The following is a 17,778-nucleotide window of genomic DNA, read 5'->3' on the forward strand; positions in this document are numbered from 1 at the left end:
GCGTCGCGCTAGTCGCGCGCGACGCGAAAACCGGCGAAATCCTGATTGACCGGCATCGGTTCGAGCCGGTTGATGTTGAGATGCGGGGGCAGTTCCGCAACCCAGCGGATCATCATCGCGATGTCCTGGGCGGTCATCGGGTTCACCCGCCGATAGAGATCGTCCGACGCCTGCTGACTGCCGGTGCGCACCAGGGTAAACTCGGTTTCGACCATCCCCGGCTCGATGCTGGTCACCCGTACCCCGGTGCCGTGCAGATCGGCGCGCAGCGCGAGGGTAAAGTGGTTCACGAAGGCCTTGCTGCCGGCATAGACATTGCCGCCGGGGTAGATGTAGTTCCCCGCCACCGACCCGATCGCGACGATCGCACCCTTGCGCTCGATCAGCACGGGCAGCATCTTGCGGGTCAGTACCACCATGGCGGTCACATTGGTGTCGATCATGGTCTGCCAGTCTTCGAGGCTGGCGTCCTGCGCGGGCGAGAGACCCTGCGCGAGCCCGGCATTGTTCACCAGCAGGTCGATCCCGGCGAAATCTGCGGGGAGGTTCGCGATAGCGTCATCCAGCGCAGCGGTATCGCGCACATCGAAGCACGCGGCGTGGACTTTGTCCGCTCCAAGCTCACCGACGAGCGCATCGAGCCGTTCCCGGCGTCGCCCGGTCGCGACGCAGCGCCACCCGCTCGCGACCAGCGCGCGGACGGTGGCTTCGCCGATCCCAGCGGTCGCCCCGGTGACGAAAGCGGTCTTCATGCCCGCAGCTCCGCGCCCAGCTTGGAGGCCGCAGCGACCACGCGCTCGGAAATCGCCTTCAACTCTTCGTCCTTGAAGCTCTTTTCACCCGGCTGGAGAACAACCTCTACGGCGATCGAGGTCTTGCCTTCGGGCACGCCCTGCCCCGCGAAAACGTCGAACACGCGCGCGTCGACGATGCTTGCCTTGTCCGCGCCCTTGACCGCGCGCACCAGCTCACCTGCGGCGAGAGTGGACGGCACGAGGAAGGCAAAGTCGCGCATTACCGACTGCAACGCCGGGGGTGCATAGGCTGAGCGTGCAAACGTCCCGCCGCCCTTCCTCGCCGGAATCGCGTCGAGGAAGATCTCGACCGCCATCACCGGACCGTCGATATCGAACGCCTTGAGCGTCGCAGGGTGCAGCGCGCCGAACCGCGCGAGCACCGTTTTCGGCCCCAGCCGCAGCGTGGCCGACTGGCCGGGGTGGAACTGCGCCCCCGCCTCGCCCATCACCATCAGCTTGTCGACCGGCGCGCCCGCTTCGGCCAGCAGTCTTTCGGCGACGGCCTTCGCATCGAAAGCGTCGAAGCCCTTTGCCTTACCGCTGGACCAGCCGCGCGCGTCCTTCTCACCCGCGAGCACGACGCCCAGCGTCGGCCTCTCGTCGCTCGACCCGTCGGCATTGCGGAAATATCGGCGTCCGATCTCGAACAGCCGAGAGCCCGACGCACCGCGATCGGCATTGCGCTTGGCAGCGGCCAGCAATCCCGGGATCATCGACGGGCGCATCGCCTTCATGTCTTCGCTGATCGGGTTTTCGAGTACCCACAGCGCCTCGCCTTCCGCCACAAAATGTTCGGCATGGGCCGGCGGCAGGAAGGACCAGGTTACCGCTTCGTCGAGACCGTAGGCGGCCGCCGCACGGCGCAGCTTGCGTTCGGCCTGCTGCTCGGGGGTAGCGGTCGGGCGGGCTACGCCGTCCGAACGGTCGAGCGGCGTGCTGGCCACCTTGTCGAGCCCGTAAATGCGCACGACCTCCTCGACCAGGTCGGCCGGGCCTTCGATATCGTGGCGGCGCAGCGGCGCGGTGACCTGCCACGGCATGGCCGAAGCATCGACCACGAAATCGAGCGAGGTCAGGATACGCTGCTGCTCATTCGGATCGATCTCGATCCCGCCGAGCCGCAGGGTCTGCGCAGGATCGAACGCCAGCACTTTGGGCTCGCTAGGCGGCGAACCGGCGCGGATTTTCTCGCTCGCCGTACCGCCCGCCAGCTCGAGGATCAGCGCGGTCAGTAGGTCCAGCCCGTCGTCGAGGAAGGCGGGATCGACCCCGCGCTCGAACCGGGTGCGCGCGTCGGAGGTCAGCCCCAGCTTGCGCCCGGTCGCGCCGATCCGGTCGGGATCGAAATAGGCGAGTTCGAGCAGCACATCGGCGGTGCTTTCCGAACAGCCGGAGTGTTCTCCGCCCATAATCCCGGCGATATCGTGCACGCCGCTGTCGTCGGCGATCACCGTCATGGTGTGATCGAGCGTGTAGGTCTTCTCGTTGAGCGCCAGGACCTGTTCGCCGTCCTGCGCCCGGCGCGCCACCACCGCGCCGGTCAGCTTGGCGAGGTCGTAGGCATGCGCCGGACGGCCATAGCCGAGCATCAGGTAATTGGTCAGATCGACCAGTAACGAAATCGGGCGCTGGCCCGCGCTGAGCAATCGCTGCTGCAGCCAGTCGGGCGAACTGCCATTGGAAACGCCCCGGATGACTCTACCGAAGAATGCCGGGCAGCCATCCGGATCGTCGGTACGGATATCGACCGAGCATGGTCCTTGCGCGTCGAACGCAGGCATCGTGATCGGTTTTAGGGTGCCAAGGCCTGCCGCCGCGAGATCGCGCGCGATGCCATAGACCCCCATGCAATCGGGCCGATTGGGGGTGATCGCGACGTCGAACACAGGCGATGCACCATGATAGGCGGCAAAGCTCTCGCCTACCGGGGCGTCCTCCGGCAGTTCGATGATGCCGTCGTGATCGTCGCCCAGTTCGAGCTCGCGGGTCGAGCACATCATGCCGTTCGATTCGACCCCGCGGATCGCGCTCTTGCGCAGCTCCATCCCGTTGGCGGGTACGACCGCCCCCGGCAGGCCAAGCACGCCCTTCATGCCCGCGCGCGCGTTGGGCGCGCCGCATACGACCTGCAGCGGGTCGCCTTCACCCGTGTCGACCGTCAGAACCTGCAGCTTGTCGGCATCGGGATGCGGCGCGGCGGTGAGAACCTTCGCCACGCGGAAACCGGCGAGCCGGTCCGCCGGGTCTTCGAGACCCTCGACCTCGATCCCGATGGCGTTGAGCTTGGCCGCGATCTCCGCCGCCGAAGCCTCGGTTTCGAGGTGGTCCTTGAGCCATGTGAGCGAGAACTTCATGCGCGCGTCCCCGTTTCCTTGGCCCCTACCCCGCCAGACAGCGTCGGCTGGTCGAACGGGCTGAAGCCGTAATGGCGCAGCCAGCGGGCATCGCCGTCGAAGAAGGCGCGCAGATCGTCCATTCCGTATTTGAGCATGGCGAGCCGGTCGACACCGACACCGAAGGCGAAGCCCTGCCATTCATCGGGATCGAGCCCGGCGAATTCGATCACCCGGCGGTTGACCACCCCCGAGCCGAGCAGCTCCATCCACCCGTGGCCCGGCGCATCGCCCGAGCCGCCAAGGACCCGTTTTCCATCGACCAGCTCGAAGCCGACATCGACTTCGACCGAAGGCTCAGTGAAGGGGAAATAGGACGGGCGCAGCCGCAGGACGATATCCTCGCGCTCGAAGAACGCCTTGAGGAAAGTCTCGAGGGTCCATTTGAGGTGCCCGAGATGGATGCCCCGATCGATCACCAGTCCTTCGACCTGGTGAAACATGGGCGTGTGCGTCGCGTCGCTGTCGCTGCGATAGACCCGGCCCGGCGCGATGATCCGCACCGGCGCGCCTTCGGACATCATGGTCCTGATCTGTACCGGCGAGGTGTGCGTGCGCAGTAACATGCGGGTGGGCTTGCCGCCCACCTCCGGACCACGGTCGGGGAAGTAGAAGGTATCGTGCATCGCCCGCGCCGGGTGACTCTCGGGCATGTTGAGCGCGGTGAAATTGTGCCAGTCGTCCTCGATTTCCGGCCCGGTCTTCACCGCGAAGCCGAGATCGGCGAAAATCTCCGCCAACTCGTCCATCACCTGGCTCACCGGGTGAACGCTGCCCTTGGGCGTTGCGGGCGCGGGCAGGGTGAGATCGAGCGTTTCGGTGGCCAGCTTGCGCTCCAGCTCGACCGCGTCGAGCGTTGCCTTGCGCGCCTCGATCGCGCCGGAAACCGCCGCTCGGGCAGACTGGATTTGCGGTGCCTTGTCCTGCCGCTCTTCGGGCGCCATCTGGCCCAGCGTCTTCATCAGCTGGCTGACCCAGCCCTGCTTGCCGAGCGCGTCGACGCGCAACGCCTCGAGCACATCCTGCGTCGCCGCCGCTTCGATTGCGGTGACCGCGGCTTCGGTACGGTTATTCAGTTCGTCCATGGCGAAGGCCCGCTAGCGGGAATCGCGCCGCAAGGCAAAGCATTCGCCCCGGGGTGCGGCCCGCTCAGCCCGGCCTGTCGAGCGTTTGCACCGCCGAGCCGTGCGCCTTCATCCGCTCGCGCATGAAGGCGCTCAGCACGGGGTGCTCCATCGCGGCATATTCGCTCGGCGCCATGCCGAGGAAGGTATGGCAATCGCGCACGAAATGGCTCTGGTCGAAATAGAGCGAATCGAGCGCGCCGATCCATCCGAGCGAGGGATCGAGCATGAACTTGGACAGGCTCCGCATGAACCTTTGCCGGCGCAGCAGCAGCTTGGGTGGGAAGCCGAAATAGCGGCGACACAGACGCTCCATCGTGCGCTGGTTCATCCCGCATCGGTCGGCCATCGAGGCAACATCGGGCAGTTCGGGGTCAAGCAGCATTTCGTGAATCGCCTTGATCCGGCGATCGGGCAACGGGGAGCGCTCGCGCAGAGTGCGGAAGAATGTCGTGATACGTTCGAGATCGGCGAGCTCCGATGCCTCGGCGAAGTCGAGCGTATCGGCAAGCGGGACGAACGGCTGGAAGGCTGGGGCCAAGCGCCCGTCATAGATGCGATTGGCGAAATCGGATGCCGGGTGCCGCATGAAAGTCGCCCAGCCTTGCGGGAGAAGGCCAACGCCCCACATGCGGCTGGTGCCGAGACGGAACGCAATCGGCAGGCTGCTGGGGCCCATTGCGGTGAAATCGGCATTTTCAAGCAGGTCGCCATTGCCGATCCGGGTCTGCGGGAGGGCTCCCTCGAAGAACCGCAAGCCACTCCATTCAGGCTGAAGAGCATCACGCACGCGACCATCCGAACAAGTGAACTCGACGCGATAGAAAGTGGTGAACAACCCCGCCAGATCGGCCGGGGGTTCGTGAAAACGCACGGAAATATCGCAAGCAGCTTCTGACACCGTCGTCCCCTCGGCGTGTCGCATTCTTACAACCCGCCAGCGCCATAGCTATCCTGTCGCGTTTTTCCAACTTCGGTTTTCGTGGCGCGCAAAAGAAAAGGGCGGCCCGTTGCCGGACCGCCCTTCGAATTCGCTTAAGATTGGATCAGGCCGGCAATGCCGCCTTGGCCTGCGCGATGACCGCCTTGAAGGCCGCTTCCTCGTTCATCGCGAGATCGGCCATGACCTTGCGGTCGAGTTCGATCCCGGCCAGCTTGGTACCGTGCATGAACTGCGAGTAGGTCAGACCTTCGGCGCGGACCGCCGCGTTGATGCGCTGGATCCACAGCGCGCGGAAGCTGCGCTTTTTGACCTTGCGGTCGCGATAGGCGTACTGGCCGGCCTTTTCGACCGCCTGGCGCGCGACGCGGATGGTGTTCTTGCGGCGACCACGATAGCCCTTGGCCTGGTCGAGCAGCCGCTTGTGCTTCTGGCGCGTGGTGACGCCGCGTTTGATGCGAGGCATTTCGTATATCCTTCTAGAAACTCGGTGCCGGCCCGCTCCCCCTCCCAGCCACCCGATACGCTACCCGGTAAGTTATCGGGTGGCTGGGAGGGGGAGCGGGCTGGAGCCGCTCAAAGATCAATCAAGCCCGTAGGGCGCCCACTTCTTCACCGCCTTGAAGTCCGATTCGGACAGGACGGTGGTGCCGCGGTTCTGGCGGATATACTTCGCATTGTGGCTGATCAGGCGGTGGCGCTTGCCGGCGACACCATGCTTGACCTTGCCGGTGGCAGTGAGCTTGAAGCGCTTCTTCACGCCGCTCTTGGTCTTCAGCTTGGGCATTTTCATCTCCTTGACGGATGTCGGTTCGGAGACACGTTCGTGCCAGCCCTGGCAGCCCTTTCGGCCAGACCGGCAGATGAATCACGTGTCGGTGAAGGGCGCGCAATTAGCGTCCCGGGCGCAGATTGCAAGCGATTCCCGCCCGGTCACCCCATCGCCTCGAGCACATCCTCCAGCCGCGCCGGGTCGCCCAGCGCCAGCACGCGCCCGTCGCTGCCGGCATCGAGCGGATTGCCCTGCCAGTCGCTCATCACTCCGCCCGCACCTTCGACCACCGGCACCAGTGCCGCGAAATCGTGCAGCTTGAGGCCCGCCTCACACACGATGTCGACATGGCCCGACGCGACGAGGCCGTAGTTGTAACAATCCCCGCCGTAGATGATCTTGCGTTCGGCGACCGCCTTGGCGAGACCCATGAAGGCATCGACCTCCTCGCCCGCGAACTGATGCGGTGTGGTGGTGCCGAGCACGGCATCGCCCAGCTCCTTGCAGGTGCGGACCCGGGCGGGCTTACCGTTGAATGTCGTGCCATGGCCGATGCGCCCGACCCAGCGCTCGCGCAAGATCGGCTGGTCGATCACCCCGATCACGGGCCAGCCGTCCTGCACCAGCGCGATCAGCGTACCGAAGATCGGCCGCCCGGCGATAAAACTGGTCGTCCCGTCGATCGGATCGAGCACCCATTGGCGACCGGCACCTTCGTTCCGCGTGCCATATTCCTCCCCGATGATCCCGTCATCCGGCCGCTCGGCTTCGAGGACCGCGCGCATCGCCGCTTCGGCGGCACGGTCGGCCTCGGTAACGAAGGTGGTATCGGCTTTCTGCTCCTCCGCCCAATCCGCCCGGAAGAGCGGGCGGATGGCTGCGCCTGCCGCTTCGGCAAGGCGTTCGGCAAGTTCGTGATCAGGGATGCGGGCCATCGGGCCGCTTCGCCCGCATGGCTGGCCGGGTCAAGTCTCGGCAGTGCGTCTCGCTTGTAACCATCGCAAAAACCCTTACAGACCACGGCATTGGGGACAGGTCGCATCGATGAACAAGCCGAGTGCCGACACGGAAATCTGGCGTAAGTATCTTGCGCCCTTGTCGGGCACGTCGCGCGACGGCCAGCCGTTGTCGGAGAATCGTGCACCCGCGTCCGACCTCGCTCCATGGGTTGCGCGGCTGGTTTCCGCCAAGGCGACCAACGACCAGGACCTGCTGATCGCCTGCGGCATGTGCAACGATCTCGCCTACACCCGCTATATCTTCAACGGGCGGTGGACTGCGGTAACCGTCGATGGCCACGCCATTTACCGCAACGAGGTGCTCCAGTTCGGGCAGCATTCGAAATACATGCCGCTCACTTGCACCGGCGACATCATGTCGGCCGGGTTCGGGCTGCGCGCAGGCGCCTTCAGGGCACTCACCGGAAGAGCCGCGGACACCATGCTCGACCGGATCGAGCGGGTCGATATCTTCGGCGTGATGCAGGACGATCTGGCCGATGTCTTCACCGAGGACCGCACTCCGGGCGACTGGAACCTCGCGCTGGAAGAAGCCCTGCGGCGCTACATCGCACGGGTGCAGCCCGACGAACCCGACCCGATCTCGATCGCGTTCGAACACGCTGCGTTCGAAGATCCCTCGCAGCAACTGAGCGAGTTTGCCGGGCGGTATGGCATCAGCCTGCGCAAGCTCGAGCGCGTCGTTCGGCGCGATTTCGGGTTGACCCCGAAGAAGGTGATGCGACGGGCGCGCGCGCTCGATCTCGCAGCCCAGCTGTGCAATGTCGCCGACGACGAAGAGCATGACGAAATGATGCTGCGCTATTTCGACCAGTCGCACCTGATTCGCGACTTCACGTCGTTCTTCGGGGTGACGCCGCAGCAGTTCCGCGCCCAGCCGCGCCCGCTGCTCACCATTACCCTGGAGCAGCGACAGGCGCGGCGGCTGGAGGAGCTCGAGCGGGTCGCACCGGGTACGGACTTGCCTTGGCGCGACAAATCGTCGAGCGGGCCCGCAAGGCACTGAGATGCGACAGATGGGGACACAAGCATGCCGGATGGAGGCCGGGCCGCGATGACGGCAAAAGTCTCTGCAGAACCGGAATACTTTTCCGAAACGGGCAAAACGCCCGACGGTGTGCCGCTCGCGCTCAACCGCCCGCCGGCCAAGGACCTCGAGCCGTGGGTTTCCCGGGCGATGGTGGCCTTCGCCTATGACCGGACCAGCACCTTGGCGATGGGCACGCTGTGCAACGATGCCGCCTACATCCGTTCCGCCGTAGGGGTGAACTGGACCGTGGGCACCGCCGAGGGTCCGCTGCAGATTCGCGACCAGACGATCCTGTGCGGTCAGCATTCGCGGGCATGGCCGCTCGAATATTCGGGCGGCATCAAGGTCGCCGGCCTGATGATGCGGCCCGGCGCGATGCGGGCGATCTGGGGGCTGGAGGACGCAGCGCTGGTCGACCGGATCCGCCCGATGGAAGCCGCAGGAGTGCCCGACCGCGCAGTCACCGGGCTGTACAATCTCGATCTCGATCCCGGTGAGTGGCTCGACGCGATCGAGGACTGGCTGCGCGGATATATCGCCGCACATGGGGCGCAGGAGCCCGAAGCGCTCTCGCAAATCTTCGAACTCCAGGCATTCGCCGACCCCAATCGGCCGCTGACTGAATTCGCCGACGAACACGATGTTTCGATGCGCACGCTACAGCGGATCATCAAGCGCGACTTCGGGTTGACGCCCAAGCAGGTGTTGCGCCGCGCGCGCGTGCTCGATTTTGCTGCCCGGCTATGCGGCGTGGCGGACCAGGAAGAAGAAGACGAGTTCATCCTGCGCTTCTTCGACCAGGCGCACCGGATTCACGAATTCCAGGCCTTCTTCGGCATGGCCCCGCGCGAATTCACCAGCAACCGTCAGGGCCTCCTGACATTGAGCCTCGAAATCCGTCAGGCGCGGCGGCTGGAGATGCTCGAACGGATCAGCCCCGATGCGGTTCGCCCGTGGATGCGCGAGCCGTTCAAGCCGATCTTCAGTCGAAGAGCGAGCTGACCGAGCTTTCGTCGGCAATTCGGCGCACCGCCTCTCCGATCAGCGGCGCGATGGCGAGGATGCGGATCTTGTCACTGTCCTGCGCCGCATCGGTCGGGCGGATGGTGTCGGTGATCACCAGTTCGGTCAGCTTGGAACCATTGACCCGCGCGACCGCGCCGCCCGACAGCACGCCATGGGTGATATATGCCGCAACCGAGGTTGCCCCCGCATCGAGCAGCGCTTCGGCAGCGTTGCACAGCGTGCCGCCCGAATCGACGATGTCGTCGATCAGGATACAATGCCGGCCCTTCACCTCGCCGATGATGTTCATCACTTCGCTCTCGCCCGGCCGATCGCGCCGCTTGTCGACGATCGCGAGCGGCGCGTTGTCGAGCCGCTTGGCCAGCGCGCGGGCGCGCACCACGCCGCCCACATCGGGCGAGACCACCATCAGCTGGCGGTCGCCATAGCGCGCCTGGATATCTGCCGCCATGACCGGCGCGGCATAGAGGTTGTCGGTCGGGATATCGAAGAAGCCCTGGATCTGCCCGGCGTGGAGGTCCACCGCCAGCACCCGGTCTGCCCCCGCCTGGGTCACCAGATTGGCCACCAGCTTGGCGGAAATCGGCGTGCGCGGGCCCGGCTTGCGATCCTGCCGGGCATAGCCGAAATAGGGCACCACCGCGGTAATCCGCTTGGCCGAGGCGCGGCGCAGCGCATCGATGCAGATCAGCAGCTCCATCAGATTGTCGTTGGCGGGAAAGCTGGTCGGCTGAATTACGAACACATCTTCGCCGCGCACGTTCTCGTGGATTTCGACGAAGACTTCCTCGTCGGCAAACCGGCGCACGCTGACGTCGGTCAGCGGCAGTTCGAGATAGGCCGCGACCGCGCGCGCAAGCGGCAGGTTCGAATTGCCGGACATGATCTTCATGGTAAGCGAATCCCCGAACGCTGGTGATGCGCCCCGCCTAACGCGCCGTCATGGAATTGCAACGCGGGTGGGGCGGTTGTCGACGGGTTGGGGGCGGATGTAGATTAGCGAGGCAAGCAGGCGCTATACGCCAAGCCATTCTAATCCACCCGGAAGCTCTTCAGCTGTATAGTCGACTTGAAGCACCCGCCTGCTCGCTGGAATTGATGCCTTCTCTGACGCGTGAAGAATCAGTGTTGCGTAAAGCCAAATGTCTCCAGCTTCGGCAAGACATTCGACAGTGCCGCATAACTCAACGGTCCTCACCACATTCTTTACGGGCACGCGGCCAAACGCGTGCGACCCCCGCGCAATGAGCAGCGGTGCATTGGTCGCGGGCACTTCATCAAGGTGCGCCCTCAACGTGACCATTCGAGTTAGCAGGTCAAGCGGGGGAGCTACATGGTGCAGGCCTTCTTTGATCGTCCAAGCGCCGAAACCGGGTGTCTCGTGCCTTTCCTTCACACAGATTGTTCGGTCCTGATGCCAAGCAAGTGACCAATTCGTCTCAGCCGACTTGTCGAACAGGATCGCTCTTACTGGTTTGGCGGAAGCTCCCAAGATTGACGCAGCAACAGCCCCGATACAGCCGTCGGAAGCTAGTATCGGATTGAGTGCCTTAATTCCGTGCAGCCGATGACCGGCTTCACCCTTGGGAATGGTAGAAAGAGCATCTTCCACTTTATCGATGCAGCGCATAAAGGCGCTTCTGAAGCGTTGCGCACCAATAGTCGCAAAATCAGAAGTCGTTTCTAGGGCCACCCAACCTACCCGTCCCGGTGCTCGCCTCTGATCCAGCGAATGGTGCCGGAGCTGGCGCGCATCACCACGCTTTCGGTAGTCATCTTGCCATCGCGCAGGCGCTTGACCCCGTCGAGCAGCGAGCCGGAAGTGACGCCGGTAGCAGCGAAGATGCAGTCGCCGCGGGCGAGGTCTTCCAGCTTGTAGATGCGGTCGAAGTCGGTGATGCCGAGCCGCCGGGCGCGCGATTTCTCGTCCTCGTTGCGGAACACCAGCCGGCCGTTGAACTGCCCGCCGACGCAGCGCAGCGCAGCCGCCGCGAGCACGCCCTCGGGGGCGCCGCCCTGGCCCAAGTACATATCGATCGTGGTGTCCGGATCGCTCGTCGCGATCACCCCTGCCACATCGCCGTCGCCGATCAGCACCACCCCGCAGCCCAGCGCGCGCAGCTGCGCGATAATCTCGGCATGGCGCGGGCGGTCGAGCACGCAGACGATAATGTCCGACGGGGCGACACCCTTGGCCTTGGCAACGGCGCAAACGTTCTCCTCGACGCTTTTTTCCAGGCTGATGACGTCGGGCGGATAGCCGGGGCCGACCGCGATCTTGTCCATATAGGTGTCGGGCGCATTGAGCAGGCAACCTTCTTCCGCCGCTGCCAGCACCGCCAGCGCATTGGGGCCGGCCTTGGCAGTGATGGTCGTGCCTTCGAGCGGGTCAAGCGCGATGTCGATCTTTGGCCCCTTGCCCGGCGCGCCGCCGACCTTCTCTCCGATATAGAGCATCGGCGCTTCGTCGCGCTCGCCCTCGCCGATCACCACCGTACCGTCCATGTAGAGCGTGTCGAAGGCCTTGCGCATCGCCTCGACCGCTGCCGCGTCGGCGGCCTTTTCGTCGCCGCGACCGATCAGCTTGGAGGCGGCAATTGCAGCGGCTTCGGTCACGCGGACCATCTCGAGCACCAGCACCCGGTCGAGGACGCTGCTGGGGGAAACATTGGCTTGGTTCATGGTGAATTCAGTCCTCGAGGCGAGTTTGGCGCGCAGGCCGCGCGGGATGGTTGCGGCGCTTAGTGCGGGAGTGCGTCATTGTCGAGAATCCTGCGCTCCTGGCCGCTGGGCCTGCTGGTGGTGGCGCACGGAGCCGCAGCCCAGGAGGCCGACGACAAAGCTAGGCCGCCCGTCACCGCAGAGCAGGTGTTCGACACCGCGCGCGACGCCTATGGTCCGCCCGCGCCGGAGCCCGAATGCGAACCGCAGCAGGGCGCAGAAATCATCGTCTGCGCCGAAGAGCTGGAGGATCCCGACAAGTACCGCATTCGCTCGCCGAAAACGGCGGAGGACGAATACGCGGCGGCTACGATGAACAAGGGGAACCCGCAGGCTCCCGACCCCTGCGGGCCGATGTGCGGTATCTTCCAGGGCCCGCCAACGGTCGGTGGCCTGTGCGGGATCGGGCTCAACCCCTGCCCGCCGCCGCCCGCCTATTTCGTCGATTTCACCAAACTGCCCGAAGCCCCGCCCGGATCGGATGCCGACCGGATCGCGCGCGGCCTTCCGCCGCTCGGCAATGATGGCGGAGAGGAGCCGCCGGCCCCTGCGAGCGAGGCAGCCGTCGCCAGCGATCCGCCAGAGCCGGTCGCTAGTCCTCGATGATCTGCATCACCAGCGGCGGCGCGGTCAGGCTGGCCGAACCCGCGAGCAGTTCGAGCGCATGTGCGATGCAGCTTTGTGGGCCGTCATGGGTTACCATCGCGACCAGAACTTCGCCGCCGTCGTTGGCGCGGCCCTGCTGGATCAGGCTTTCGATCGATACATCCGCATCGCGCATCGCGGCGGTGATCTCGGCCAGCACGCCCGGGCGGTCGGTGACCGAGAAGCGCAGGTAGGTCTGGCCGGTGTGGTGCCCCGCATCGGCAGCCGGCAGCGGGACGAGCGCCGCTGCGGGAACCGAAAACGGCGTCCCGATATCGCCCCGCGCGATGTCGATCAGGTCGGCGACCACGGCGCTCGCGGTCGGCCCGTCACCCGCGCCTGCGCCCTGGAACAGCAGCCGACCGACGAAATTGCCCTGCGCGACCACCGCATTGGTTGCTCCGGTCACATGCGCCAGCGGATGGCTCTTGGGGACGAGGCAGGGGCGCACCTGCTGCAACAGCGCAGGCCCCTCGCCCGCATGGTCGATCTCCGCGCTAGCGACCAGGCGGACAACATAGCCGAGCGTATCGGCCTGGCGGATATCTGCCGCGCGGACCCGCGAAATGCCCTCGCAGGCGACCGAGGCAAAATCGAGCCTCGACCCGAACGCAATGCTGGCGAGGATCGCCAGCTTGTGCGCCGCGTCGATCCCTTCGATATCAAACGTCGGGTCGGCTTCGGCGTAGCCCAGCCGCTGCGCTTCGCCGAGGGTGGAGGCGAAATCCGCCCCGCTCGCTTCCATCGTCGAAAGAATATAGTTCGCAGTGCCGTTGAGCACGCCATACACGGTCTCGATCCGGTTCGCCGCCGCGCCTTCGCGCAGGCCCTTGACGACCGGGATACCGCCGGCGACCGCAGCCTCGAATTTGAGCGCGGTGCCCGCGGTCTCGGCGGCCTGCGCCAGTTCGAGACCGTGATGGGCGATCATCGCCTTGTTGGCGGTGACCAGCGCCTTGCCGTGCGCAATCGCGTTGCGGGCCAGGGTCAGCGCCGGGCCATCCGCACCGCCGACCAGTTCGACGACGACATCGACATCGCCGCGTGCGGCCATCGCGGTCATGTCGTCTTCCCACGCGAAGCGCGACAGGTCGACACCGCGCTCTACCATGCGGTCGCGCGCGCTCACCGCCACGATCTCGAGGCTGCGCCCCGCACGTTCGGCGAGCATCGCTGCGTTTTCCTGCAGCAGGCGGACAACCCCGGTGCCGACGGTGCCGAGACCGGCGATGGCGAGGCGCAGGGGATCAGCCACGGCGACCACCGAAGCCGGGTGTGCGCATTGGCAGCGCGAGCATGGCAAAAGCTTTCATCATCGCCCGGTTAGCCGCAGCACCCTGCGCATGGGAACCAGTTTGTCTTGCCGCGCGCCTAGCTGCGATTGCGCGGACAGGGGCCGAGTTGCTCGAGCACGAAACGATAGTCCTGCTCGGCCCGCCGCCGGTCGGCAGGGTCCGCCGACAGGCTTGACCCGACCGGCAGCTGCGCCGGAAGGAAACAGGCAAGCCGATACCATTCGAGCGTTTCGCGCTCCGGCGGACGCGCAGCCTGGTCGACGATTTCGGACCAGGAAACACCCCAGACCGCAGGCTGGCCCGGTCGCCGCGCCACGGTAATCGACAGGGGCCCATCTCCGGCGGTGTCGATGAACAGCTGGGTTTCCGATTCGCCTGTCAGAGTCCCCGCGACTGACAGCACATCGCGCACTCCGCGCAGGCGCGGCGGCGCATCGGCGGCAACCGATTCGCGCAGGATGTCGCGCACCCTTGCCTCGACAGAATCGCTCCACAGCAACTGTGCATCGGACGCAACCAGCTGAATTTCTCCCGGTCGCCCGGCAACGGGTTTGGCGAACAGCAGCACCTCGCGGTTCTTCAGCTTGGGAATCTTCCCGCGCGAATCGAGCGGCACGTCGACGAGATAGCGCAGCGCCTCCCCGACCGGCACCGAGCCGGAAATCAGTGCCGTGGTCCGGGCTTCGACATAGAGCCGCACATGGCCGGGTGCGACCCCGGCGGCACGCTCCGGCTCGAGCACAGCCTGTTTGCGGACATTGGCGCGCAGCACCAGTTGGGCACCGTCGGAAAGATCGGCCAGATCGGCATAAGTCATTGCCGTTCCTGCGTTTTCGTCCTGTGCAACGAGGGGCGGCGGCAGGGTCGCTAGGAGCAGGCCGAGCACGGCAATTGGGGTTTTGCTGGATGTCATACTGGCACACATAGGGCTGCTTTCCTGAACGCGGAACGAATTTCGCATGCGGATGGAAGCAACCGGTCGGCGTCGGCCCGCTTGATCGACAAAGCGTTTGCCTGCCCTTGGCATCGAAGCTAAGGGTCCGCCAAAAGAGGGCGGTAGCACGCCGACACCTCAAGCGGCCCTGACCGGGCCTGTCGCGTCCGGTGGGTCGATATGTCCCGCAATTGCCGATGGGTTTATCAGGGTAGACAGACTGGAAGAGTCTCTGGCAAGGTTCGTACTTGCTATGGGGTTAACGGCCGGGCCTACCCGGCGCTGACGATGGAGTGATGCGACTGAATGGCTTACGCTGATCAAGAGATGAGCGGTAACAAGATTACCGCGATCATCGCCGTGGCGTTGATCCATATTCTTGTCGGCTACGCGCTCATCAGCGGACTTGCCTATGAGGCGGTCGAGCAGGTGATGGAGCGGGTAACGACGGTGGATATCGAAGAACCGCCACCCCCCGAGGAAGAGCCGCCGCCCCCGCCGGAGGAAGTGCCGGAAACGGTACCCCCGCCCTTCGTGCCTCCGCCGCAGATCAACGTCCGGCAGGACCCGCCGCGGCAGCAGTCGAACGACCGGATCATCGACAACGATCAGGTCGATCGGCGGCCGACGACCAAGCAGTGCCCCGACGGCTCCACCGTGGCGATCAGCGCGCAGTGCGGCCCGCCGACGACCCGGTGCCCCGACGGTACGGTCGTGCGTCAAGGTACGGCGTGTCCGGAACCCAAGCCGCGTGTCCAGCCCAAGGCAGCTGCGCCGCGCAACAGCCCCGGTGGCTGGGTGACGAACTCGGACTATCGCAGCGCGTGGATCCGCCGTGAACTGGCCGGGACGGTCTCGTTCAGCCTTTCGATCGGTGCCGACGGCAAGGTGACCGGTTGCTCGGTGACCGGCGGCAATGCTCCGCAGGAACTGAAGGATGCATCGTGCAGCCTGATCCAGCGTCGCGCGCGGTTCGCCGCCGCAACCGATGGTGAGGGCAGACCGACGACGGGTAGCTACTCGAACACGGTGCGCTGGCAGATTCCGGAGTAACGATTTGAATTGCGGCCGGCGCGGCGCGCCGGTCGCCGGTTTTGAAAATTTCCTTTTGAGAGGACTATCGCGATGATTATTGAATTTCTGGCCGCCGGCGGCGGTGAAGTGAAGAACGAATTCGGTTTCTGGGCAGCCATGGAACAGGGCGGTGCAATCGCCTGGTCGATCCTGGGCGTGCTGGTCATCATGTCGGCCGGCTCGTTCTACATCCTGATCACCAAGCTGCTCGAGCAGAACAAGATCATGCGCCAGGCGAAGGACGTGCGTTCCACGTTCTGGCGTGCCAACTCGCTCAAGGAAGGCGCCGCCAAGCTCGAGAAGAACAGCGCATGGCGCCAGCTCGTCGACGACGCGCTCAAGGCCGAAGACGAGCACGGCAAGATGACCGACAGCCTCGAAGCGCATGACTGGATGCACGGTTCGCTGAGCCGTTCGGAAGCCTCGATCAATGCGAAGCTGGCGGGCGGCCTGCCGTTCCTCGCCACGACCGGTGCAACCGCCCCGTTCGTCGGGCTTCTCGGTACGGTTATCGGTATCTACCGCGCACTGGTGAACATCGGCATGGCCGGTTCGGCATCGATCGACAAGGTCGCCGGCCCGGTCGGTGAAGCGCTGATCATGACCGCCATCGGCCTGCTCGTCGCGGTTCCCGCCGTGCTCGCCTACAACTGGCTGCAGAGCCGCAACAAGCGGATCGCCGCGATGCTCAACGGCTTCTCGACCGACCTGCTGGCCAACATCAACTCGAAGGGCACGGTCAAGCCTGCGGTAACGGCTGCCCCGGCTGCCAAGCCGGCACCGGCCAAGCCGGGTACTGCCGCACCGGCGACGAAGGCCTGATCGGACGATATTCCGGGCGGCAGCCAGCGGCCGCCGCCCGGCATCACCGATCACGCAATAATCAGGATAGGATGTAAGTCATGGCGATTTCCACCGGAGGAGGCGGCGACGAGCGGCCGATGTCGGACATCAACACCACGCCGCTGGTCGACGTGATGCTGGTGCTTCTGATCATCTTCCTCATCGCAGTCCCGGTTGCGATCAAGTCGATCGAAGACCTCAAGATGCCGATCTTGGAAACGGTCGAGTCGGAGGACAAGGTCGAGAACCTGCTGCTGACCGTGACCACCACCGACGCCGCCGGACGGACACCGTCGACGATCGACACCGCGTTCGAAGGGGCATCGCGCGAAGGCGAATGCCGGGTTTACTTCAACAACATCACCCCGGTCGATTCGCAGGAACTGTTCGATCTTTCGCTCGAACGGCTCGAGAACCTGGTGGAAAAGGCGGGCGGTGCTGAAGCGCTGGCCGAAGACCCGGACAAAGTTCCGCAGGTCCATATTCGGGCGGACGTGAACGCGCCGTGGCGTTGTGTGGCAGGGACGATCTTCAACGTGCAGATGGCGGGATACCCGACTGTCGGCTTTATCTCCAACCCGGTCGACCCCAACGGTTGATCGGCGCGGCAGAACAGTAACTCAGGAGTAAACCACCATGGCAATGTCAGGCGGCAATGACGATGGCGAGCCGATGATGGAAATGAACACGACGCCGTTGATCGACGTCATGCTCGTTCTCCTCATCATGTTCATTATCACCATCCCTGTGGCCACCCACGCGGTGAACATCGATCTTCCGGTGCCGGATAACACCCCTCCGCCGCCGGACCAGATCGATCCGATCCAGAACAAGATCGTTCTGACCCAGACCGATCAGATCCTGTGGAACGGCACGACCATCAGCGACAACGAGCTGGTACGGAACCTCGAGATCACCAAGGGGATCAAGCCCGAACCCGAGTTGCAGTACGAACCCGAACCTCAGGCGAGCTACGATCTCTCGGTGAAGGTCCTGCAGATCATCAAGGGCAGCGGCGTGACCAAGTTCGGTTTCGTCGGCAACGAGAAGTACCGTCAGTTCGGCAAGGACCCGGCCGCGCCACCCGCGCAGTAAGGTTCGGGTTAGAAAGAACAACGAGAAAGGGGGCGGAGCAATCCGCCCCTTTTTTGTTGCGCGCATGCCG

Annotated in this window: 19 protein-coding genes; 7 read left to right on the forward strand and 12 right to left on the reverse strand. The window is 64.9% G+C overall.

Annotation, left to right across the window (positions count from 1 at the left end; genetic code table 11):
- Positions 1–8: 8 nt before the first annotated feature.
- The 7 genes from NSO95_RS10065 to hisN form a co-directional block, all read right to left on the reverse strand.
- A complete protein-coding gene (locus tag NSO95_RS10065) occupies positions 9–752 on the reverse strand; it encodes an SDR family NAD(P)-dependent oxidoreductase (RefSeq protein ID WP_257596092.1) in 744 nt (247 codons plus the stop codon).
- Positions 749–3,151 (reverse strand): phenylalanine--tRNA ligase subunit beta, encoded by a 2,403-nt coding sequence (gene pheT / locus NSO95_RS10070; RefSeq protein WP_257596093.1) that lies wholly within the window; start codon positions 3,149–3,151, stop codon positions 749–751. Before pheT ends, NSO95_RS10065 begins: the two co-directional genes overlap by 4 nt.
- The gene (pheS, locus tag NSO95_RS10075; protein WP_257596094.1) at positions 3,148–4,275 is read right to left on the reverse strand and encodes a phenylalanine--tRNA ligase subunit alpha; all 1,128 of its coding nucleotides are present in this window, start codon (positions 4,273–4,275) and stop codon (positions 3,148–3,150) included. Before pheS ends, pheT begins: the two co-directional genes overlap by 4 nt.
- A gap of 64 nt (positions 4,276–4,339) precedes the next feature.
- On the reverse strand, positions 4,340–5,188 hold the full coding sequence (locus NSO95_RS15350; protein ID WP_257596095.1) for an AraC family transcriptional regulator: 849 nt from the start codon (positions 5,186–5,188) through the stop codon (positions 4,340–4,342).
- A 172-nt stretch (positions 5,189–5,360) separates the two neighbouring features.
- A complete protein-coding gene (rplT, locus tag NSO95_RS10085; RefSeq protein WP_257596096.1) occupies positions 5,361–5,720 on the reverse strand; it encodes a 50S ribosomal protein L20 in 360 nt (119 codons plus the stop codon).
- 117 nt (positions 5,721–5,837) lie between these two features.
- Positions 5,838–6,041, reverse strand: a complete 204-nt coding sequence (gene rpmI / locus NSO95_RS10090) for a 50S ribosomal protein L35 (protein WP_173213582.1) — start codon at positions 6,039–6,041, stop codon at positions 5,838–5,840.
- 146 nt (positions 6,042–6,187) lie between these two features.
- Entirely contained in the window at positions 6,188–6,961 is a 774-nt protein-coding gene (gene hisN / locus NSO95_RS10095; protein ID WP_257596097.1) for a histidinol-phosphatase, read from the reverse strand.
- 109 nt (positions 6,962–7,070) lie between these two features.
- Here hisN and NSO95_RS10100 point away from each other — a divergent pair, with 109 nt between their 5' ends.
- On the forward strand, positions 7,071–8,051 hold the full coding sequence (locus NSO95_RS10100) for a helix-turn-helix domain-containing protein (protein ID WP_257596098.1): 981 nt from the start codon (positions 7,071–7,073) through the stop codon (positions 8,049–8,051).
- Between the two features lie 48 nt (positions 8,052–8,099).
- On the forward strand, positions 8,100–9,077 hold the full coding sequence (locus tag NSO95_RS10105) for a helix-turn-helix domain-containing protein (RefSeq protein WP_257596100.1): 978 nt from the start codon (positions 8,100–8,102) through the stop codon (positions 9,075–9,077).
- Here the strand turns inward: NSO95_RS10105 and NSO95_RS10110 are convergent.
- The 3 genes from NSO95_RS10110 to glpX all read right to left on the reverse strand — a co-directional run bounded on the left by NSO95_RS10110 (position 9,058) and on the right by glpX (position 11,783).
- Positions 9,058–9,993, reverse strand: coding sequence for a ribose-phosphate pyrophosphokinase (locus NSO95_RS10110; protein ID WP_257596102.1), 936 nt, complete (start codon positions 9,991–9,993; stop codon positions 9,058–9,060). The two genes, NSO95_RS10105 and NSO95_RS10110, sit on opposite strands and share 20 nt — an antisense overlap.
- Before the next feature lie 123 nt (positions 9,994–10,116).
- Positions 10,117–10,794, reverse strand: a complete 678-nt coding sequence (locus NSO95_RS10115) for a phytanoyl-CoA dioxygenase family protein (protein ID WP_257596103.1) — start codon at positions 10,792–10,794, stop codon at positions 10,117–10,119.
- Positions 10,795–10,799: 5 nt separating this feature from the next.
- Positions 10,800–11,783, reverse strand: coding sequence for a class II fructose-bisphosphatase (gene glpX / locus NSO95_RS10120; RefSeq protein ID WP_257596104.1), 984 nt, complete (start codon positions 11,781–11,783; stop codon positions 10,800–10,802).
- Positions 11,784–11,861: 78 nt separating this feature from the next.
- Between glpX and NSO95_RS10125 the strand changes: the two genes are divergently transcribed.
- Positions 11,862–12,428 carry a hypothetical protein gene (locus NSO95_RS10125; RefSeq protein WP_257596105.1) on the forward strand — a complete coding sequence of 189 codons (567 nt, stop codon included), beginning with the start codon at positions 11,862–11,864 and terminating at the stop codon, positions 12,426–12,428.
- On the opposite strand, the gene NSO95_RS10130 is transcribed toward NSO95_RS10125, so the two are convergent.
- Both NSO95_RS10130 and NSO95_RS10135 read right to left on the reverse strand, forming a co-directional pair.
- Positions 12,415–13,722: a homoserine dehydrogenase gene (locus NSO95_RS10130; protein WP_257596106.1), complete on the reverse strand. Its 1,308-nt coding sequence runs from the start codon at positions 13,720–13,722 to the stop codon at positions 12,415–12,417. The two genes, NSO95_RS10125 and NSO95_RS10130, sit on opposite strands and share 14 nt — an antisense overlap.
- A gap of 116 nt (positions 13,723–13,838) precedes the next feature.
- Positions 13,839–14,579 (reverse strand): hypothetical protein, encoded by a 741-nt coding sequence (locus NSO95_RS10135; protein ID WP_257596108.1) that lies wholly within the window; start codon positions 14,577–14,579, stop codon positions 13,839–13,841.
- Between the two features lie 423 nt (positions 14,580–15,002).
- Between NSO95_RS10135 and NSO95_RS10140 the strand changes: the two genes are divergently transcribed.
- The 4 genes from NSO95_RS10140 (at position 15,003) to NSO95_RS10155 (ending at position 17,708) form a co-directional block, all read left to right on the forward strand.
- Positions 15,003–15,749, forward strand: a complete 747-nt coding sequence (locus NSO95_RS10140) for an energy transducer TonB (RefSeq protein WP_257596109.1) — start codon at positions 15,003–15,005, stop codon at positions 15,747–15,749.
- Positions 15,750–15,821: 72 nt separating this feature from the next.
- Positions 15,822–16,592 (forward strand): MotA/TolQ/ExbB proton channel family protein, encoded by a 771-nt coding sequence (locus NSO95_RS10145; protein ID WP_257596110.1) that lies wholly within the window; start codon positions 15,822–15,824, stop codon positions 16,590–16,592.
- Positions 16,593–16,672: 80 nt separating this feature from the next.
- Complete coding sequence (locus NSO95_RS10150) at positions 16,673–17,212, forward strand: ExbD/TolR family protein (RefSeq protein WP_257596111.1); 540 nt, start codon at positions 16,673–16,675, stop codon at positions 17,210–17,212.
- Positions 17,213–17,249: 37 nt separating this feature from the next.
- Complete coding sequence (locus NSO95_RS10155) at positions 17,250–17,708, forward strand: ExbD/TolR family protein (protein ID WP_257596112.1); 459 nt, start codon at positions 17,250–17,252, stop codon at positions 17,706–17,708.
- Positions 17,709–17,778 lie beyond the last annotated feature (70 nt).

The organism is Parerythrobacter lacustris, from assembly GCF_024626475.1.
In the GTDB taxonomy this organism is placed as follows: Bacteria; Pseudomonadota; Alphaproteobacteria; order Sphingomonadales; family Sphingomonadaceae; genus Parerythrobacter_A; species Parerythrobacter_A lacustris.